This is a genomic window from Dehalobacter sp. TBBPA1 (assembly GCF_040931655.1).
In the GTDB taxonomy this organism is placed as follows: Bacteria; Bacillota; Desulfitobacteriia; order Desulfitobacteriales; family Syntrophobotulaceae; genus Dehalobacter; species Dehalobacter restrictus.
Genome location: NZ_CP162385.1, coordinates 1,886,258 through 1,903,126, shown reverse-complemented (window position 1 = coordinate 1,903,126; position 16,869 = coordinate 1,886,258). Strand labels below are relative to the sequence as shown.

At 47.6% G+C, this 16,869-nt stretch carries 7 protein-coding genes, 15 tRNA genes, 3 rRNA genes and 1 pseudogene; 24 read left to right on the top strand and 2 right to left on the bottom strand.

What is annotated here, in order from left to right:
- The first annotated feature begins 66 nt into the window (after nt 1-66).
- From AB3489_RS09430 to AB3489_RS09340, 19 genes are all read left to right on the top strand, one after another.
- Nucleotides 67-1,059 carry an aspartate-semialdehyde dehydrogenase gene (locus AB3489_RS09430; RefSeq protein WP_368292669.1) on the top strand — a complete coding sequence of 331 codons (993 nt, stop codon included), beginning with the start codon at nt 67-69 and terminating at the stop codon, nt 1,057-1,059.
- Between the two features lie 111 nt (nt 1,060-1,170).
- A complete protein-coding gene (dapG, locus tag AB3489_RS09425; RefSeq protein WP_019226754.1) occupies nt 1,171-2,397 on the top strand; it encodes an aspartate kinase in 1,227 nt (408 codons plus the stop codon).
- A gap of 36 nt (nt 2,398-2,433) precedes the next feature.
- Nucleotides 2,434-3,318, top strand: coding sequence for a 4-hydroxy-tetrahydrodipicolinate synthase (dapA, locus tag AB3489_RS09420; RefSeq protein ID WP_368292668.1), 885 nt, complete (start codon nt 2,434-2,436; stop codon nt 3,316-3,318).
- Nucleotides 3,319-3,696: 378 nt separating this feature from the next.
- Nucleotides 3,697-5,361 (top strand): ribonuclease J, encoded by a 1,665-nt coding sequence (locus AB3489_RS09415; RefSeq protein ID WP_019226756.1) that lies wholly within the window; start codon nt 3,697-3,699, stop codon nt 5,359-5,361.
- A gap of 84 nt (nt 5,362-5,445) precedes the next feature.
- Nucleotides 5,446-5,521 (top strand) — tRNA-Glu (locus tag AB3489_RS09410).
- A 43-nt stretch (nt 5,522-5,564) separates the two neighbouring features.
- Nucleotides 5,565-5,640: transfer RNA gene (locus AB3489_RS09405), tRNA-Val, on the top strand.
- Nucleotides 5,641-5,791: 151 nt separating this feature from the next.
- A tRNA-Asp gene (locus AB3489_RS09400) sits at nt 5,792-5,868 on the top strand.
- Nucleotides 5,869-5,903: 35 nt separating this feature from the next.
- Nucleotides 5,904-5,978 (top strand) — tRNA-Gln (locus AB3489_RS09395).
- Between the two features lie 3 nt (nt 5,979-5,981).
- Nucleotides 5,982-6,057, top strand: a tRNA-Lys gene (locus AB3489_RS09390).
- A 19-nt stretch (nt 6,058-6,076) separates the two neighbouring features.
- Nucleotides 6,077-6,152, top strand: a tRNA-Lys gene (locus AB3489_RS09385).
- An 8-nt stretch (nt 6,153-6,160) separates the two neighbouring features.
- Nucleotides 6,161-6,235: transfer RNA gene (locus tag AB3489_RS09380), tRNA-Gly, on the top strand.
- 8 nt (nt 6,236-6,243) lie between these two features.
- Nucleotides 6,244-6,320 (top strand) — tRNA-Arg (locus AB3489_RS09375).
- 18 nt (nt 6,321-6,338) lie between these two features.
- Nucleotides 6,339-6,414: transfer RNA gene (locus tag AB3489_RS09370), tRNA-Thr, on the top strand.
- Nucleotides 6,415-6,421: 7 nt separating this feature from the next.
- Nucleotides 6,422-6,506: transfer RNA gene (locus AB3489_RS09365), tRNA-Leu, on the top strand.
- 13 nt (nt 6,507-6,519) lie between these two features.
- Nucleotides 6,520-6,610: transfer RNA gene (locus AB3489_RS09360), tRNA-Ser, on the top strand.
- A gap of 6 nt (nt 6,611-6,616) precedes the next feature.
- A tRNA-Asn gene (locus AB3489_RS09355) sits at nt 6,617-6,691 on the top strand.
- A gap of 1 nt (nt 6,692) precedes the next feature.
- A tRNA-Ile gene (locus AB3489_RS09350) sits at nt 6,693-6,769 on the top strand.
- Nucleotides 6,770-6,774: 5 nt separating this feature from the next.
- Nucleotides 6,775-6,848: transfer RNA gene (locus AB3489_RS09345), tRNA-Gly, on the top strand.
- A gap of 149 nt (nt 6,849-6,997) precedes the next feature.
- Nucleotides 6,998-7,237, top strand: coding sequence for a hypothetical protein (locus tag AB3489_RS09340; RefSeq protein ID WP_368292667.1), 240 nt, complete (start codon nt 6,998-7,000; stop codon nt 7,235-7,237).
- Between the two features lie 231 nt (nt 7,238-7,468).
- Here AB3489_RS09340 and AB3489_RS09335 read toward each other — a convergent pair whose 3' ends face one another.
- Together AB3489_RS09335 and AB3489_RS09330 are read right to left on the bottom strand one after the other, a co-directional pair.
- On the bottom strand, nt 7,469-8,545 hold the full coding sequence (locus AB3489_RS09335) for a type IV pilus twitching motility protein PilT (RefSeq protein ID WP_368292666.1): 1,077 nt from the start codon (nt 8,543-8,545) through the stop codon (nt 7,469-7,471).
- A gap of 34 nt (nt 8,546-8,579) precedes the next feature.
- A pseudogene (locus tag AB3489_RS09330) lies at nt 8,580-10,020 on the bottom strand (GspE/PulE family protein).
- 147 nt (nt 10,021-10,167) lie between these two features.
- Here AB3489_RS09330 and AB3489_RS09325 point away from each other — a divergent pair.
- The 5 genes from AB3489_RS09325 to rrf all read left to right on the top strand — a co-directional run bounded on the left by AB3489_RS09325 (nt 10,168) and on the right by rrf (nt 16,698).
- On the top strand, nt 10,168-10,833 hold the full coding sequence (locus AB3489_RS09325) for an A24 family peptidase (protein ID WP_019226761.1): 666 nt from the start codon (nt 10,168-10,170) through the stop codon (nt 10,831-10,833).
- 281 nt (nt 10,834-11,114) lie between these two features.
- A 16S ribosomal RNA gene (locus tag AB3489_RS09320) occupies nt 11,115-12,680 on the top strand.
- Nucleotides 12,681-12,817: 137 nt separating this feature from the next.
- A tRNA-Ala gene (locus AB3489_RS09315) sits at nt 12,818-12,893 on the top strand.
- A 420-nt stretch (nt 12,894-13,313) separates the two neighbouring features.
- A 23S ribosomal RNA gene (locus AB3489_RS09310) occupies nt 13,314-16,440 on the top strand.
- A 153-nt stretch (nt 16,441-16,593) separates the two neighbouring features.
- Nucleotides 16,594-16,698 (top strand): 5S ribosomal RNA (gene rrf / locus AB3489_RS09305).
- Together the 16S, 23S and 5S rRNA genes with 1 tRNA gene alongside form the textbook arrangement of a ribosomal RNA operon.
- The last annotated feature ends 171 nt before the right edge of the window (nt 16,699-16,869 follow it).

The window sequence follows — 16,869 nt, the reverse complement described above, 5'->3', positions numbered from 1 at the left end:
TATATTAATACTTAGTTGTTGAAAGTGAATTGTTAGAATTATTGAATATGTTTAAGGAGGATCTCAATGCCGAATATTGCAATTGTCGGGGCAACGGGTGTCGTTGGTCAGGAATTTCTGAAAATTCTTGCTGAACGGAAGTTCCCGGTGGATGAGCTTCGCTTGCTTGCGACGAAAAGATCAAGCGGGTCACGGATTTGCTGGCAGGGAAAAGAAATAGAAGTACAAGAAACAACGAATCAGAGCTTTCAAGGCATTGATATCGCCTTATTTGCGGGCGGTTCCGCCAGTACGGAGTATGCGCCGGCCGCAGTCCGGAGTGGGGCAGTCGTCATTGACAACAGCAGTGCTTTTCGGCTAAATCCGGATGTTCCTCTAGTTGTGCCTGAAGTCAACCCCGAAGATGTCAAATGGCATAAAGGGATTATTGCCAATCCGAACTGTTCCACGATTATCATGGTCGTGGCACTAAAACCGCTCGAAGCGCTTTCGCGAATTAAACGTATTGTGGTATCCACATATCAGGCAGTTTCCGGCGCGGGCAAAGAAGGGATTATTGAACTGGAGGAACAGGTGAAGTCGTGGAGCAACGGGGAAAAGATCACGGATATCGATACTTTCCCATATCAGATCGCCTTTAACCTGATACCCAGAATTGATGTATTCCAGGAGGGTGACTATACAAAGGAAGAATGGAAAATGGTCAAGGAAACCCAAAAAATCTTCCATAGGGATGATTTGCGTGTTACGGCTACCTGTGTCCGTGTTCCGGTCTTTCGTTCTCACTGTGAATCCATCAATATTGAGACTGAGAAAAAACTCACGATCGATCAGGTCAAGGCTGCGCTTGCCCAGGCTCCCGGCGTAATCTTAAAAGACGATTCGGCGAAAGATATTTATCCGATGCCGCTCGACAGCTCGAACAGGGATGAAGTTCTGGTCGGAAGAATCCGGGAAGATCAAACCATCGATCAGGGGATTAATCTCTGGATCGCAGGTGATCAGATTCGCAAAGGTGCAGCGACAAATGCAGTCCAGATTGCAGAATTGCTGTTATAATAGATAGGAAATAACGGATAAGATTAAAAGATAAGAAAACATAGACGTTATAATAATAAGGAAAGCAAAATTCAAGACAAGTTAAGAAAATTAGAGGAAGGAGAAATTACCTTGCGTATATTGGTTCAAAAATTTGGCGGAACTTCCCTGGCCAATCCGGAAAGAAGAGCGCAGGTCGCTGCTAAGGTTTCCGAGGCTATTAATCAAGGGTTTTCGCCTGTGGTTGTTGTTTCTGCAATCGGGCGTTCGGGAGATCCCTATGCGACCGATACGCTGATTAAGATGGTTTCAAGCATTTATTCCGAAGTGCCCAAAAGAGAAATGGATTTACTCTTAAGTTGCGGGGAAATCATTTCCGGCAGCATTATGGTTAGCACGCTGCAGGGTCTGGGGTTGGAAGCTGTTCTTTTAACGGGTGGACAGGCCGGCATTATCACCAACAGCAGTTTTGGCGATGCAAGAATTGTCAGAATCGAACCGGAAAATATCCTGGAGCAGCTGAAAGAAGGCAAGGTTGTCGTCATTACGGGCTTCCAAGGTATGACCGAAAACGGACAAATTACAACCCTGGGCAGAGGCGGAAGCGACACAACGGCTTGTTCGATTGGTGTCGCACTAAATGCTGAAGCAATTGATATTTATACGGACGTCGAAGGTATTATGACCGCAGACCCCCGGATCGTTCAGGACGCCAAAATCCTTGACGTGATCACCTATAATGATATCTGCCATCTGGCGCATCAGGGAGCCAAAGTCATCCATCCGCGCGCCGTGGAAATCGCGATGCAGAAGAATATCCCATTGCGGGTAAAATGTACGTTTTCCGATGCTCCAGGAACGCTGGTCACCAATGTTCAGCCCGACCTCGCGGAGGGTTCGGACATGATCGGCGACAGGATTATTACAGGGATTGCACATACCCCGAATGTCACCCAGATCAAGATCCACGTTCAAGAAGAAGAAAATAAACCCAAAGCGATCACCAAAATATTCAAGGGGATGGCTTTAGCGGATATTAGTGTCGATTTCATCAGCGTTCAGCCAGAAACTGTCCTGTATACAGTTCGTGATGAGCTGGCAAAGAAAGCCGTCAATATTTTGAAGAATCTGGGTTTCAACCCTGAATCCGCGCCAGGATGCGCCAAAATTGCGCTCGTCGGCGGGGGAATTGCCGATGTGCCCGGTGTCATGGCCAATATGGCAGAAGCACTTGCTGAGAGCGGCATTGAGATTCTTCAGTCCGCTGACTCTCATACCACGATCTGGGTACTTGTCAAAAAAGAACATATGGTTCCGGCTGTGCAGTCTTTGCACAAAAAATTTGAGCTTGGTATTTGACAGCCAGGCATAAAATAGTTTATGGAGGAAAGAGAAATGTTTGGCAGCGTTTTAACCGCTATGGTGACACCATTTAACGATAAGCTGGAGATCGATTATCCTGCGGCCGCAATACTGGCCAGATATTTGGTTGAAAACGGCACAGAAGGGATCGTCGTAGCCGGAACAACCGGTGAGAGCCCTAATCTGACCGGTGAAGAAAAGCTTAACCTTTTTACGACGGTGAAAGAAGCAGTTGGAGATACGTGTAAAGTCATTGCAGGCGTGGGTACCTATTCCACGCGTGAAAGCGTTGAACTTGCCGAAAAAGTCTCAAACCAGCTCGATGGCATTATGGCAGTGGTTCCGTATTACAGCAAACCTTCCCAGGAAGGTCTTTATGAGCATTTTAAAGCCATCGCAGCGGCCACAGACCGGCCTGTGATGCTTTATAACATACCAGGAAGGACAGTCATCAACCTTCTTCCTTCTACAGTCGCCAAACTAGCTGGAATCCCAAATATTGTCTGCATTAAAGAAGCAGCAGGATCGATGGACCAGGTCAGTGAACTGAAAAAGGAACTGCCTTCGACCTTTGCGATTTATTCGGGCGATGATTCATTGACCTTGCCGATGCTGTCTCTAGGCGGGGCAGGGATCGTAAGTGTCGCTTCTCATCTGATCGGTACCCAGATGCAAAAAATGGTTGCTGCGTTTAAGGCCGGCGATATGGAGAAAGCTTTAAAATGGCATCTGCTGTTGTTCCCAATCTTTAAAGGGATGTTCGTGGCAACAAATCCAGTGCCTGTGAAGTATCTGCTGAATGAAGTCGGCATCAAAGCCGGGGGCTACCGGTTGCCTATCGTTGGCCCGACCCAGACGGAACAGGCTTTCTTAAAAGAATTGCTCACGAATATCCGAAATCTGCCTGAAGAGGTCTGACCTTAGAAATTACTTTCAGATAAAACTAAAACTAAAAGTAAAAGCAAAAAATTAAAACTTTGGTTATGCCGAAGTTTTAGTTTTATTCGCGAATGGGCAACAATAATGTTGGAAGCTGTTCACCCAGCTTGCATATCTGATATTCAGGTACTATAATAAATCTAATGGTGTTGTACGGCTAACCGAATAACGGAATCAAAGAAACCAAGAGGTATTTTTACCTGTTTCTATTTTTGTTTGTGTTTTTTTGTTGTAGTCTTTTTTTATCCTGCTCAGATACTTCGGGGTATCTCATTGTTTCCTTATGCTGACAAATTAATAGGATTGAAATTGAAATTAATAAAGTAAAATATATATAAATTGATGGAGGTATTGCCTTTGCCAAAAGAACACAAACTGCAAATTATCCCTTTAGGCGGGTTGGGTGAGATCGGGAAAAACATGACGCTGATAAAGTATGACAACCAGATGATCATGATTGATGCCGGTATGGCTTTCCCTGAAGATGACATGCCTGGAATTGATCTGGTCATCCCTGACTATTCCTATGTCATCGAAAACAAGGACATGCTGCTCGGGATTATGGTGACCCATGGTCATGAAGATCATATCGGCACATTCCCCTATCTTCTGAAGGACATAGACGCGCCTGTATTTGCGCCAAAACTTACCTTGGGACTGATCCAGGCCAAATTAAAGGAGTGCAATGTCAACCGGTTTAAATCGACTGTCGTCAATCCTGGAGAGAGTATCAAGCTTGGCGTTTTTAAAATTGATTTTATCCGGGTCAACCACAGCATACCTGATTCTGTGAGTCTGGCTATCCATACCCCCCTCGGTGTGATCGTCCATACCGGAGATTTTAAACTGGATCATACCCCCGTTACCTCGGAGATCCTAGATATTTATAAATTCTCCGAATTGGGTGAAAAAGGCGTACTCTGCTTAATGTCCGACAGCACGAATGTAGAAAGGCCTGGTTTTACGATGTCGGAGAGAGTGGTCGGACAGATGTTCGACGATGTATTCCGCACCGCCAAGGAAAGGATCATTTTAGCCAGCTTTGCTTCGAATATCCATCGCGTGCAGCAGGTCATCACCGCTGCTTTCAAAACGAACAGGAAGGTTGCCATTGTCGGCAGGAGCATGCAGAATTACGCCTCAATTGCTGCTGAATATGGCTATCTGATCATTCCAGAAGGAACGCTGGTCGATGTAGAAGAGGTTCTCCAGCTGCCACCGAATCAGGTCTGTATTATTACAACAGGGAGCCAGGGGGAACCGATGTCGGCACTTTCCCGCATGGCTTCCAGCGACCATAAACAGGTCGAGATCCTGCCCGGTGATACGGTGATTATCTCCGCGAGTCCGATTCCGGGAAATGAGAAATCGGTGGCCCGAACCATCGATCAGTTGTTTAAACTCGGCGCCAATGTGATCCACGAACAAGCATCAGGCGTCCATGTTTCCGGTCATGGCAGTCAGGAAGAATTAAAGATGATGCTGAATATGGTAAGACCGCAGTATTTTGTGCCTGTGCACGGTGAGTACCGCATGCTGATTAAGCATGGTCAGATTGCCGAACAGCTTGGCATTTCGCATAAAAATATTTTTATTGCCGAAAATGGAAGTGTCATTGAGTTCACCAGAAATGGAGCAGGTATCGCCGGGAAAGTGCCATCCGGCAGAATTTTAGTGGACGGGCTTGGTGTAGGGGACGTCGGCAATATTGTGCTGCGCGACCGCAAACAGCTGTCTCAGGACGGTATTTTAATCGTAGTTATTGCGCTGAGCCGTTCCACCAATGAAATTGTTGCCGGGCCTGATATTGTGACCAGGGGATTCGTCTATGTCAGAGAATCCGAGACAATGCTGGATGAGGCCAAAGAGAAAATCAGACAGACCACCGAACGCTGCATCGAGAACGGTATTATTGAATGGGTCACACTCAAAAATCAGATTAAAGACGTTCTAGGCAAGCATCTGTATGAAAAAACGAAAAGAAAACCGGTCATCCTGCCAATCATTCAGGAAGTGAAATAAGTTCAACAAGTTCGAACATTTTTTCCTAAACGGGTTGACAATGTTTTCGCATTTAGCTATACTATCAAATGTTCTCGCAATTTTGGCCCGTTGGTCAAGCGGCCTAAGACACCGCCCTTTCACGGCGGTAACACGGGTTCGAATCCCGTACGGGTCACCATTTAAAATCCGACGTTCGAGGTTTTTCCCCGAACATCAGATAAGGGCGATTAGCTCAGCTGGGAGAGCGCCTGCCTTACAAGCAGGATGTCGGCAGTTCGATCCTGTCATCGCCCACCAAACTCGAAGTTCGAAGTTCGAGGCGCGAAGTTTGAAAAAGCATATTAAGATATTGCTTGAAGAGCGGAAGGTACGGACTGAACATCGGGAAACTTACTGCTGAGGAATACGAAGGTTCGAATATCGAACGTCGTGCCTCAAATATCGAATTGGCCCCGTAGCTTAGTGGTTTAAAGCGCCTGCCTGTCACGCAGGAGATCGTCGGTTCAAATCCGATCGGGGTCGCCATAATTTATCAAATTACGAATCCATCCTGAAACCGATGGGGTGTCGCCAAGCGGTAAGGCACCAGACTTTGACTCTGGCATACGTTGGTTCGAATCCAGCCACCCCAGCCAGACGGGTCATTAGCTCAGCTGGTAGAGCACCTGACTCTTAATCAGGGTGTCCAGGGTTCGAGCCCCTGATGGCCCACCATCAAAACAATATTATTTCCGAGCCATTAGCTCAGTCGGTAGAGCATCTGACTTTTAATCAGGGTGTCCCGCGTTCGAGTCGCGGATGGCTCACCATCTATCATGCGGGTGTAACTCAGTGGTAGAGTGTCACCTTGCCAAGGTGAAAGTCGCGAGTTCGAATCTCGTCACCCGCTCCAAAAAATATGCGCTCGTAGCTCAGCTGGATAGAGCGTCTGACTACGAATCAGAAGGCCGGGGGTTCGAATCCCTCCGAGCGCACCATTGTTCCAGAAGGCATTCGCCGTTATAGCTCAGTAGGTAGAGCGTATCCTTGGTAAGGATAAGGTCACCGGTTCAATCCCGGTTAACGGCTCCAGTTTTATGCGGGAGTGGCGGAATTGGCAGACGCGCACGTTTGAGGGGCGTGTGGTTAACACCGTGCGGGTTCAAGTCCCGCCTTCCGCACCAATCAGTAGTTTACGGAGAAGTACTCAAGTGGCTGAAGAGGACGGTTTGCTAAACCGTTAGAGTGGGTAACTGCTGCGAGGGTTCAAATCCCTCCTTCTCCGCCAGCATATTCCTCGATAGCTCAACGGTAGAGCAATCGGCTGTTAACCGATAGGTTGCTGGTTCGAATCCAGCTCGGGGAGCCATGGCAGGGTAGCCAAGTGGTCTAAGGCAAGCGGTTCATACCCGCTCATCCGAGGGTTCAAATCCCCCCCCTGCTACCAAACATGCGGGTGTAACTCAATGGTAGAGTGCCAGCCTTCCAAGCTGGTTACGTGGGTTCGATTCCCATCACCCGCTCCAAAGAAAATAAAATCCTGCGCGACCGCGCAGGATTTTTTTATGGAGCGGATCAAATAGGCAATCATGGTTCTTGATTTTGGACAATTCGGCATCTTAAATCTGAAAGAGATGGCCGAATATTCCTGGTTGATGGAAAACCAACACTGGAAATGGAGCTTGAAACCCTGCAGAAAGGGGAAGAACTTCGCTTGATTCACAGGAAGACAGATATCGAGGCCAGAGACGTTATCACTGAAGAAAAAAGTTCAGATATTCTGGTTTTAAATCTTACAGGAGTCGGTAAGCTATATGTTGTGGAGCTAATGGGGGAACTGCTCCGCAGGGGCGAAGAGATCTGGCCGGTCAAGTTCAAGTATGCGATATCCCACTTTCGGGAAAAGATCTATTAATAGGTGATCTCCCCATAGATGATATACTTAATTGTGAAAGAAACGCCCTGCCCGGAATATTTCTTATACTCCGAACAGGGCGCTTTATTTTATTGCTTTATAACAAAATACTAACGGTAATGGTGCTATTCGCGGCCAAGTGAAGCACGATGCGAAACGCGACTGTTTGCGCTATGGATGGCGCAACAGTCGAAGAGCGGATAGCACCATGCCGTAAGCCCCTATTTTAACTTAGAAAATATACGGCTGATCAAGATACTTCGAGAACAGTTCTGGATTCACGCATCTCGATTTTGCTTCCTCAAGGGTTACCATCTTCCGCTTAACCAGATTCGCCAGAGAATAATCCATCGGGGCCATACCCGCTTTGATGCCAGTCTGGATGACCGTATCAATCTGGTGGGTCTTGCCTTCGCGAATCATATTCCGGACAGCGTCATTGACGATGAGAGCTTCCATCGCTGCAACACGTCCAGTACCATCCATAGTAGGCAGCAGCTGCTGGCAGATAATGCCCTGAAGAACAGATGCCAACTGAACTTTAATTTGCTGCAGCTGATTCGGCGGAAAGACATCGATAATCCGGTCAATGGTAGTCGCTGCGGATGAAGTATGGAGGGTGGACAAGACCAGGTGGCCTGTTTCTGAAGCCATCAAGGCCGTGTTGATCGTCTCAAGGTCGCGCATTTCACCGACCAGGATAACATCGGGGTCTTCACGCAGTGCAGACCGTAAAGCATCTGCAAAGGTATGGGTATCGTCGCCAATATCACGCTGGTTTATCATACATTGATTATGGGCATGCAAATATTCGATCGGGTCTTCGATGGTAATGACGTGACTGTTGCGGTGCGTATTCATATGGCACACCATGGCAGCAAGGGTAGTGGATTTACCGGAACCGGTCGGACCCGTGACCAGGATCAGACCTCTGGGTTTCATTGCGAGGTCTTTCAGGATATCTGGCAGTCCCAGCTCGTTAATGCTTGGAATATCCGGAACAATGACCCTGATCGCGGCCGCCAGGCTTTTTCGCTGGCTGTAGACGTTAACCCTGAAACGGCTGATACCAGGGATCGTATAGGAAAAGTCGACTTCTCCCTTTTGCTGCAAACGGTTTTTCACGGGTTCATCCATCAGTTCATCAACAAGCTCTTTGGTGTCCAACGGAGACAAATACTTGGCGTTTGCCATCGGAGTCAAGATACCATTGATTCTGAACATTGGGGGAAGACCGGTTGTGATGTGGAGGTCAGAAGCTTTCAGTTCCAATGACATTAAAAGTAAGTCCCTGATATTTAGATTCATACAAACACTCCTTAACAAAGTAGATTTGATCTGTCTATTCAATACTATAGGTTACTTTTAATAATTCCTCCGTGGTGGTGGTTCCGTCCAGAACCAGACGGGTACAGGTATCACGCAGAGAAATATAGCCGAAACGGCCAGCAATATGTCTTATTTGATCAGGAGTTACTCCCCGATTAACCATCTCGCAGATATCCTTATTGGTCGGAATGATTTCATGGATGGCAGTTCTGCCGTGATAGCCTGTGTAATTACAGGCAGGACATCCTGTCCCTTTGTATAGCGGCTGGGGTTCTCGCAGTTTCAGCAGCATCAGTTCGGCATATTCCGGCCGGTATAAAGTTTTGCATTTCGTGCATATTTTACGGACAAGTCTCTGTGCCATCAGGCCGACAACCGCGGAAGAGACGAGATAGGATTCAATTCCCATAACGACAAGTCGGAGGATCGAGGAAGCTGCGTCGTTGGTATGAATGGTGCTTAAGACCAGATGGCCAGTGATGGCAGAACGAATTGCAATCTGGGCTGTTTCGGAGTCCCGGATCTCTCCGATCATGATAATGTCCAGGTCCTGACGCAAAATGGACCGCAGTCCCGAAGCAAAAGTCAGGCCAGCTTTGGTATTGACCTGGACCTGGTTGATCCCATTCATCTGCTATTCAACAGGATCTTCTACGGTGATGATATTGACAGTGGGTTTATTCAACTCCCGCATGACTGCATAAAGTGTCGTGGTTTTTCCGGAACCGGTGGGGCCCGAAACAAGAATGATCCCATTTGCCCCATGATCTTAATTCTGGTGACGATGGCCTGGTGGGCCGCTTTAGATGTTTTCATGGCTTCCTGAAGTTCTCCGTCTATCCGGTAGCGGATCCGCATTTCATTGTCAGACGGTTCAATATGGATGTCACTGGCATTTGTCTTGATGGCATGCTGAATCACGGAATTAACCAGTCTTACGACAGGGGCATTCGTTACCTCATCGCCAAACTGATCGTCAATTCCGGAAACAGGTTCATAGGTTTGTTTCAGTTCTTCAATCGCTTTTTCGGCGCTTTCCTTGCCATAATAGCGCTCAATCGCATTCATGATATCTGACGCGGTAGCCATGGCTGGCTTGATGTCAAGGCGGGTGGCCAGTTTAAAAGTCCAGCGGATCGACCATAGCAACAATCAGTACATTATTTTCCTTCTTGATCGGTATCAAGAAATGCTTTCTGACCATTCCTTCCGTAATCAGTCCTGTAGCAAGAGGGTCAATCGGAGTTTCTCCCAAGTCATAGTATGGAATGTTGATATTGAAATTCCAGCACTTTGAGTAGCTGTTTTTCCGTAATGGATTTCATTTTAATCAGGATCTCGCCCAGTTTTTTAGAAGTTTTGGACTACATTTCCAAAGCATCTTCGAACTGCTTGGCAGTAATCACCTCTGATTCAACTAAAGGCTGTCCCAGTTTTCGCATCGTTTCCGGCATTTTTTTTCTCCAATTAACTGTTTATATTTTGTCTATTTTAATTTATTGTATTATAGTGTAAATCAAAAATAAAGAAAAATTGCTAATATTTACAAATCCTGCGAATTTAGATACCCTAAGGGAAGAAAGATTAAAGGAGTGTTTGAGATGGAAACGTTTTTTATGGAACATGTTTGGCTGGTCTATTTGGGATTATTTATTGTCGGGCTTGCTGCCGGAAAATTTTTGAAAATATTAATTAGAAGAAACATGGAAGAAGAGCACAGAGATTTCCCATCCAAACCGGTCGTGGAAATCCTGAATGCGCTGCTGTACTGTGCTTTATTCTGGAAATACGGTTTTTCTCTAGAAACATTGAGTTTTCTGATTTTTGGCTCGATCCTTTTACTCATTGCGTTCATTGATTTTAAGACCATGCTGATCCCAAACTGGAGCGTTCTCCTGATTCTGGTTCTGGGTATTTTGTTTGCTTTCTTCAATCAGGATGTCTCCTGGCTGGAGAGGCTGATTGGCTTCTTTGGAGCTGGATTGGGTTTGCTGCTGATCTATATATTCTCGAGAGGCGGCATAGGCGGCGGAGATATCAAGCTGATGGCCGCAGCAGGCTTTTTCCTAGGCTGGAAACTAACGTTTTGGGCAATGCTTGTCGGTTCAATCATCGGCGGAGTCTTTGGGGTGATTATCCTGGTCAGCGGCAAAGGACAATTAAAGACTGCAATCCCATATGGACCGTTTTTAGTGATAGGTATCATAGGAAGCATTCTTTTTGGCAACGAAATGATTTCGTGGTATTGGAGTTTATTAATACGCTAAATTGTTTTATTATTTTTTACATTAGATGTATTGTTGTATTTTTGCCGCAAATAATAAGAAAATGCGTAAAATAACTGGCAATAAATTCTTTTGAAAGAATCATGTGATTTGCTGTTGACAGTGTCAAAACAGCGTGATATTATAATAAAGCGTCTCGGGGCGGGAACGCCTGAAAGAAGCGCAAAGGTCATTGAAAACTGAACAACAAGAATGAATTAAAAGCTAGACTCGTCAATGAATTTTGGTAAACAAACGAGCTGAATCAAGCTCCGTAAATAGTTTTTATGGAGAGTTTGATCCTGGCTCAGGACGAACGCTGGCGGCGTGCCTAACACATGCAAGTCGAACGGAGATAGTTAATGAAGCTTGCGATTTAGCTATCTTAGTGGCGAACGGGTGAGTAACGCGTGGGTAACCTGCCCTTAAGACCGGGACAACAGCTGGAAACGGCTGCTAATACCGGATGTATTGTCCGAGAGGCATCTCTTGGAGAAGAAAGCTGGCCTCTGAAAATGCTAGCGCTTAGGGATGGACCCGCGTCTGATTAGCTAGTTGGTGGGGTAAAAGCCTACCAAGGCGACGATCAGTAGCCGGCCTGAGAGGGTAAACGGCCACACTGGGACTGAGACACGGCCCAGACTCCTACGGGAGGCAGCAGTGGGGAATCTTCCGCAATGGACGAAAGTCTGACGGAGCAACGCCGCGTGTATGAAGAAGGCCTTCGGGTTGTAAAATACTGTTGTTAGGGAAGAACGGCATCTGTGTAAATAATGCAGGTGATTGACGGTACCTAACGAGGAAGCCCCGGCTAACTACGTGCCAGCAGCCGCGGTAATACGTAGGGGGCAAGCGTTGTCCGGAATCATTGGGCGTAAAGGGCGCGTAGGCGGCTATATAAGTCTGATGTGAAAGTGCGGAGCTTAACTCCGTAAAGCATTGGAAACTGTATGGCTTGAGGACAGGAGAGGAAAGTGGAATTCCACGTGTAGCGGTGAAATGCGTAGAGATGTGGAGGAACACCAGTGGCGAAGGCGACTTTCTGGACTGTAACTGACGCTGAGGCGCGAAAGCGTGGGGAGCGAACAGGATTAGATACCCTGGTAGTCCACGCCGTAAACGATGAATGCTAGGTGTAGAGGGTATCGACCCCTTCTGTGCCGCAGTTAACACAATAAGCATTCCGCCTGGGGAGTACGGCCGCAAGGTTGAAACTCAAAGGAATTGACGGGGGCCCGCACAAGCGGTGGAGCATGTGGTTTAATTCGACGCAACGCGAAGAACCTTACCAAGGCTTGACATCCAACTAATCCCGTAGAGATATGGGAGTGCCCTTCGGGGAAAGTTGAGACAGGTGGTGCATGGTTGTCGTCAGCTCGTGTCGTGAGATGTTGGGTTAAGTCCCGCAACGAGCGCAACCCCTATATTTAGTTGCTAACAGGTAAAGCTGAGAACTCTAGATAGACTGCCGGTGACAAACCGGAGGAAGGTGGGGATGACGTCAAATCATCATGCCCCTTATGTCTTGGGCTACACACGTGCTACAATGGACGGTACAGACGGAAGCGAAGCCGCGAGGTGAAGCAAATCCGAGAAAGCCGTTCTCAGTTCGGATTGCAGGCTGCAACTCGCCTGCATGAAGTCGGAATCGCTAGTAATCGCAGGTCAGCACACTGCGGTGAATACGTTCCCGGGCCTTGTACACACCGCCCGTCACACCACGAAAGTTTGCAACACCCGAAGCCGGTGGGGTAACCGTAAGGAGCCAGCCGTCGAAGGTGGGGTAGATGATTGGGGTGAAGTCGTAACAAGGTAGCCGTATCGGAAGGTGCGGCTGGATCACCTCCTTTCTAAGGAGAACCGATTGAAGCTAGACTTCAATCTACTCCAAGGTCGGTACTTAGAGTAAAGCAGTGCAAACTGGACTGACTCTCAAGTAAGGTGAGTTTAGCAATTTATTTCTTGTTGTTTAGTTTTGAGTGACCCTGGGGGTATAGCTCAGCTGGGAGAGCGCTTGAATGGCATTCAAGAGGTCGCCGGTTCGATCCCGACTACCTCCACCATTAAAGCTTCATTCAGTGATAAAGGTGACTCAAAATTTTTTTGACTATATTTAACGTTATAATACGGTAAGTATGGAAAAAAATAAGGATTGCAAAGTAGAAACAGAAATGTTAAACTGACGATCCTGCTGCAGAGAAAGTCTGCAGACGTTCTTTGTCGCTCTTTGTCGCTCTTTGCCATCCATGGCATCGCGACACTTGAACATCCTTGTTCTTTGAAAACTGCACAACGAGAAAAGCAGAATGCGAAATGCGAAAGTAAAGACAACGAAATGGCGTTCAAATTCTAAAGCGCAAAAACTTAAGGTTTTCGCGCGTGGCAAATTTGAACTTAGGAGCATCTATGCTCCGTCAGGTAAGAATTACTAAGCGCATAGGAGACATTCAAATCATCTATAACAAGTCGAGGAAGAACCAGAAGGTCAAGATATAAAGGGCATACGGTGGATGCCTTGGCGCCAAGAGCCGAAGAAGGACGCGGTTAACAGCGAAATGCCACGGGGAGTCGTAAGCAGGCATAGATCCGTGGATGTCCGAATGGGGCAACCCATCCAGAGTCATATTTGGATATCCTGTACTGAATAAATAGGTACAGCGAAGGCAAGTCGGGGAACTGAAACATCTAAGTACCCGGAGGAAAAGAAAGAATAATCGATTCCCAGAGTAGCGGCGAGCGAAACGGGACTAGCCCAAACCGGTCTCTTCGGAGGCCGGGGTTGTAGGACTCTCAAAACGGGTCAGTGTTTTTAGCTGAAGCGAACTGGAAAGTTCCGGCATAGGAGGTAAAACCCCTGTAAGCGAAAAGAAGACTGACTTAGAGAGTATCCTGAGTACCGCGGGACACGAGAAACCCCGTGGGAAGCAGGGGAGACCACTCCCCAAGGCTAAATACTACTTGGCGACCGATAGTGAACAAGTACCGTGAGGGAAAGGTGAAAAGCACCCCGGGAGGGGAGTGAAATAGAACCTGAAACCGTATGCTTACAAGCAGTCAAAGCGTTTAGGCGTGATGGCGTGCCTTTTGTAGAATGAACCGGCGAGTTGTGATATGCAGCGAGGTTAAGTATTTAAGATACGGAGCCGAAGCGAAAGCGAGTCTAAATAGGGCGACTAGTTGCATGTTGCAGACCCGAAACCGTGTGATCTACCCATGGTCAGAGTGAAGGTGAGGTAAAACTCATTGGAGGCTCGAACTCACTGTCGTTGAAAAGGCAGGGGATGAACTGTGGGTAGGGGTGAAATGCCAATCGAACACGGAGATAGCTGGTACTCCCCGAAATAGCTTTAGGGCTAGCCTCAATGGATGAAATACGGGGGTAGAGCACTGAATGGGCTAGGGGCTTAAAAGTTACTGAACCCTATCAAACTACGAATACCGTATTTTTAGAAGTTGGGAGTCAGACTGTGGGGGATAAGCTTCATAGTCGAGAGGGAAACAGCCCAGACCGACGGCTAAGGTCCCAGAGACTACGCTAAGTGGAAAAGGATGTGGAACCGCAGGGACAACCAGGATGTTGGCTTAGAAGCAGCCACCATTTAAAGAGTGCGTAATAGCTCACTGGTCGAGTGGTTCTGCGCCGAAAATGTAACGGGGCTCAAGCGTAGCACCGAAGCCGCGGCATCGATCTGATTCATTAAATTTTCAAACGAGAGACATTTTAGAAATTTTGTTTACAATCAGGATGACTGCATATAAACAAAATTTCCAAATTACTTCAGCTAAAACGTAGCACAAAAGCTTACAATAAGGAATCTTAGAGTAAGACAAACGTATCAAAGGGCTGAGAGCTAAGCGAAGCTTAGCCAAGACTATCGCAAAGCGATAGGGTTGAAGGTTTAATGAATCAGATCGTTGGGTAGGGGAGCATTGTCACAGCGTAGAAGGATAACTGTAAGGTTTACTGGAGTGGTGACAAGAGAGAATGCCGGTATGAGTATGCGAAAAGGAAGGTGAGAATCCTTCCCGCCGAAAATCTAAGGTTTCCTGGGGAAGGCTCGTCCGCCCAGGGTAAGTCGGGACCTAAGCTGAGGCCGAAAGGCGTAGGCGATGGACAATTGGTTGAAATTCCAATACCACCATAAATCGTTTGAGCGATGGGGTGACACAGGAGGATGACCTGAGCGTGCTGTTGGTTATGCACGTCCAAACATCAAGTGGGTGCTGTAGGCAAATCCGCAGCGCTAAACCGTGAGATGTGATGGGGAGCGAAAATAAGTAGCGAAGCGGGATAGTTCATACTGTCAAGAAAAGCCTCTAGTGAGAAATGTGGTGCCCGTACCGCAAACCGACACAGGTAGATGAGGAGAGAATCCTAAGGCGCGCGAGAAAACCCTCGTTAAGGAACTCGGCAAAATGACCCCGTAACTTCGGGAGAAGGGGTGCTCTGGCAACAGAGCCGCAGAGAAATAGTCCAGGCGACTGTTTAACAAAAACACAGGTCCCTGCAAATCCGTAAGGAGAAGTATAGGGGCTGACGCCTGCCCGGTGCTGGAAGGTTAAGAGGAGATGTTAGAGCAATCGAAGCATTGAATTGAAGCCCCAGTAAACGGCGGCCGTAACTATAACGGTCCTAAGGTAGCGAAATTCCTTGTCGGGTAAGTTCCGACCCGCACGAAAGGCGTAACGATCTGGACACTGTCTCAACGAGGGACTCGGCGAAATTGTAATACCCGTGAAGATGCGGGTTACCTGCGACAGGACAGAAAGACCCCATGGAGCTTTACTGCAGCTTGACATTGGATTTTGGTATAAAATGTACAGGATAGGTGGGAGGCTTGGAAGCCAGTACGCCAGTATTGGTGGAGCCGCCGGTGGGATACCACTCTTTTTGTACTGAAGTTCTAACCTAGGCCCCTGAATCGGGGTTGGGGACAGTGTCAGGCGGGCGGTTTGACTGGGGCGGTCGCCTCCTAAAGAGTAACGGAGGCGCCCAAAGGTTCCCTCAGCGCGGATGGAAATCGCGCGAAGAGTGTAAAGGCAAAAGGGAGCTTAACAGAGAGACAAACAAGTCGACCTGGTACGAAAGTAGGGCTTAGTGATCCGGTGGTTCCGAGTGGAAGGGCCATCGCTCAACGGATAAAAGCTACCCTGGGGATAACAGGCTTATCTCCCCCAAGAGTTCACATCGACGGGGAGGTTTGGCACCTCGATGTCGGCTCATCGCATCCTGGGGCTGTAGTAGGTCCCAAGGGTTGGGCTGTTCGCCCATTAAAGCGGTACGTGAGCTGGGTTCAGAACGTCGTGAGACAGTTCGGTCCCTATCCGTCGCAGGCGCAGGAAATTTGAGGAGATCTGACCCTAGTACGAGAGGACCGGGTTGGACGGATCACTGGTGTACCAGTTGTCTCGCCAGAGGCATAGCTGGGTAGCTATATCCGGAATGGATAAGCGCTGAAAGCATCTAAGTGCGAAACCAGCTTCAAGATGAGATTTCCCACAGAGTTAATCTGGTAAGACCCCTGAAAGATGATCAGGTTGATAGGCCGGGAGTGGAAGCATGGTGACATGTGGAGCGGACCGGTACTAATAGGTCGAGGTCTTGACCTTTAGATTCCTAGATTGATGATTGAATGCATGAAGCTGATTTGTTGTGCAGTTTTGAGAGAACGAGCTAGAAGCACGGAAAGATTAAAGAAGGAATCGGTAAGCCGATTCCAACTAGATCGAACCTTGAGCTTCGAACCTCGAGCCTCGAAAAGATCTGGTGACTATACCGGAGGGGTACCACCCGTTCCCATCCCGAACACGGAAGTTAAGACCTCCTGGGGCGACGATACTGCAAGGGAAAATAGCACGTTGCCAGGTAATTAAGAACAGAGCATCTATTTTGGTGCTCTGTTTCTTATTTGCAAAGGGTGTTCAATTAGGAAGTTTGAGTATCCTCCTGGGGCGACGATGCTGCAAGGGAAGATAAGACGTTGCGACGGTAAACTAGAGACTACATCCTATAATTGTAGTCTCTTCATAATTAATTCA

What these genes read in the sequence shown, in the direction of transcription:
- AB3489_RS09340 (WP_368292667.1), top strand. Translation starts at nt 6,998, where the DNA reads ATGGAGCTTGAAACCCTGCAGAAAGGGGAAGAACTTCGCTTGATTCAC.
- dapA (WP_368292668.1), top strand. Translation starts at nt 2,434, where the DNA reads ATGTTTGGCAGCGTTTTAACCGCTATGGTGACACCATTTAACGATAAG.
- AB3489_RS09430 (WP_368292669.1), top strand. Translation starts at nt 67, where the DNA reads ATGCCGAATATTGCAATTGTCGGGGCAACGGGTGTCGTTGGTCAGGAA.
- AB3489_RS09325 (WP_019226761.1), top strand. Translation starts at nt 10,168, where the DNA reads ATGGAAACGTTTTTTATGGAACATGTTTGGCTGGTCTATTTGGGATTA.
- AB3489_RS09335 (WP_368292666.1), bottom strand. Translation starts at nt 8,545, where the DNA reads ATGAATCTAAATATCAGGGACTTACTTTTAATGTCATTGGAACTGAAA.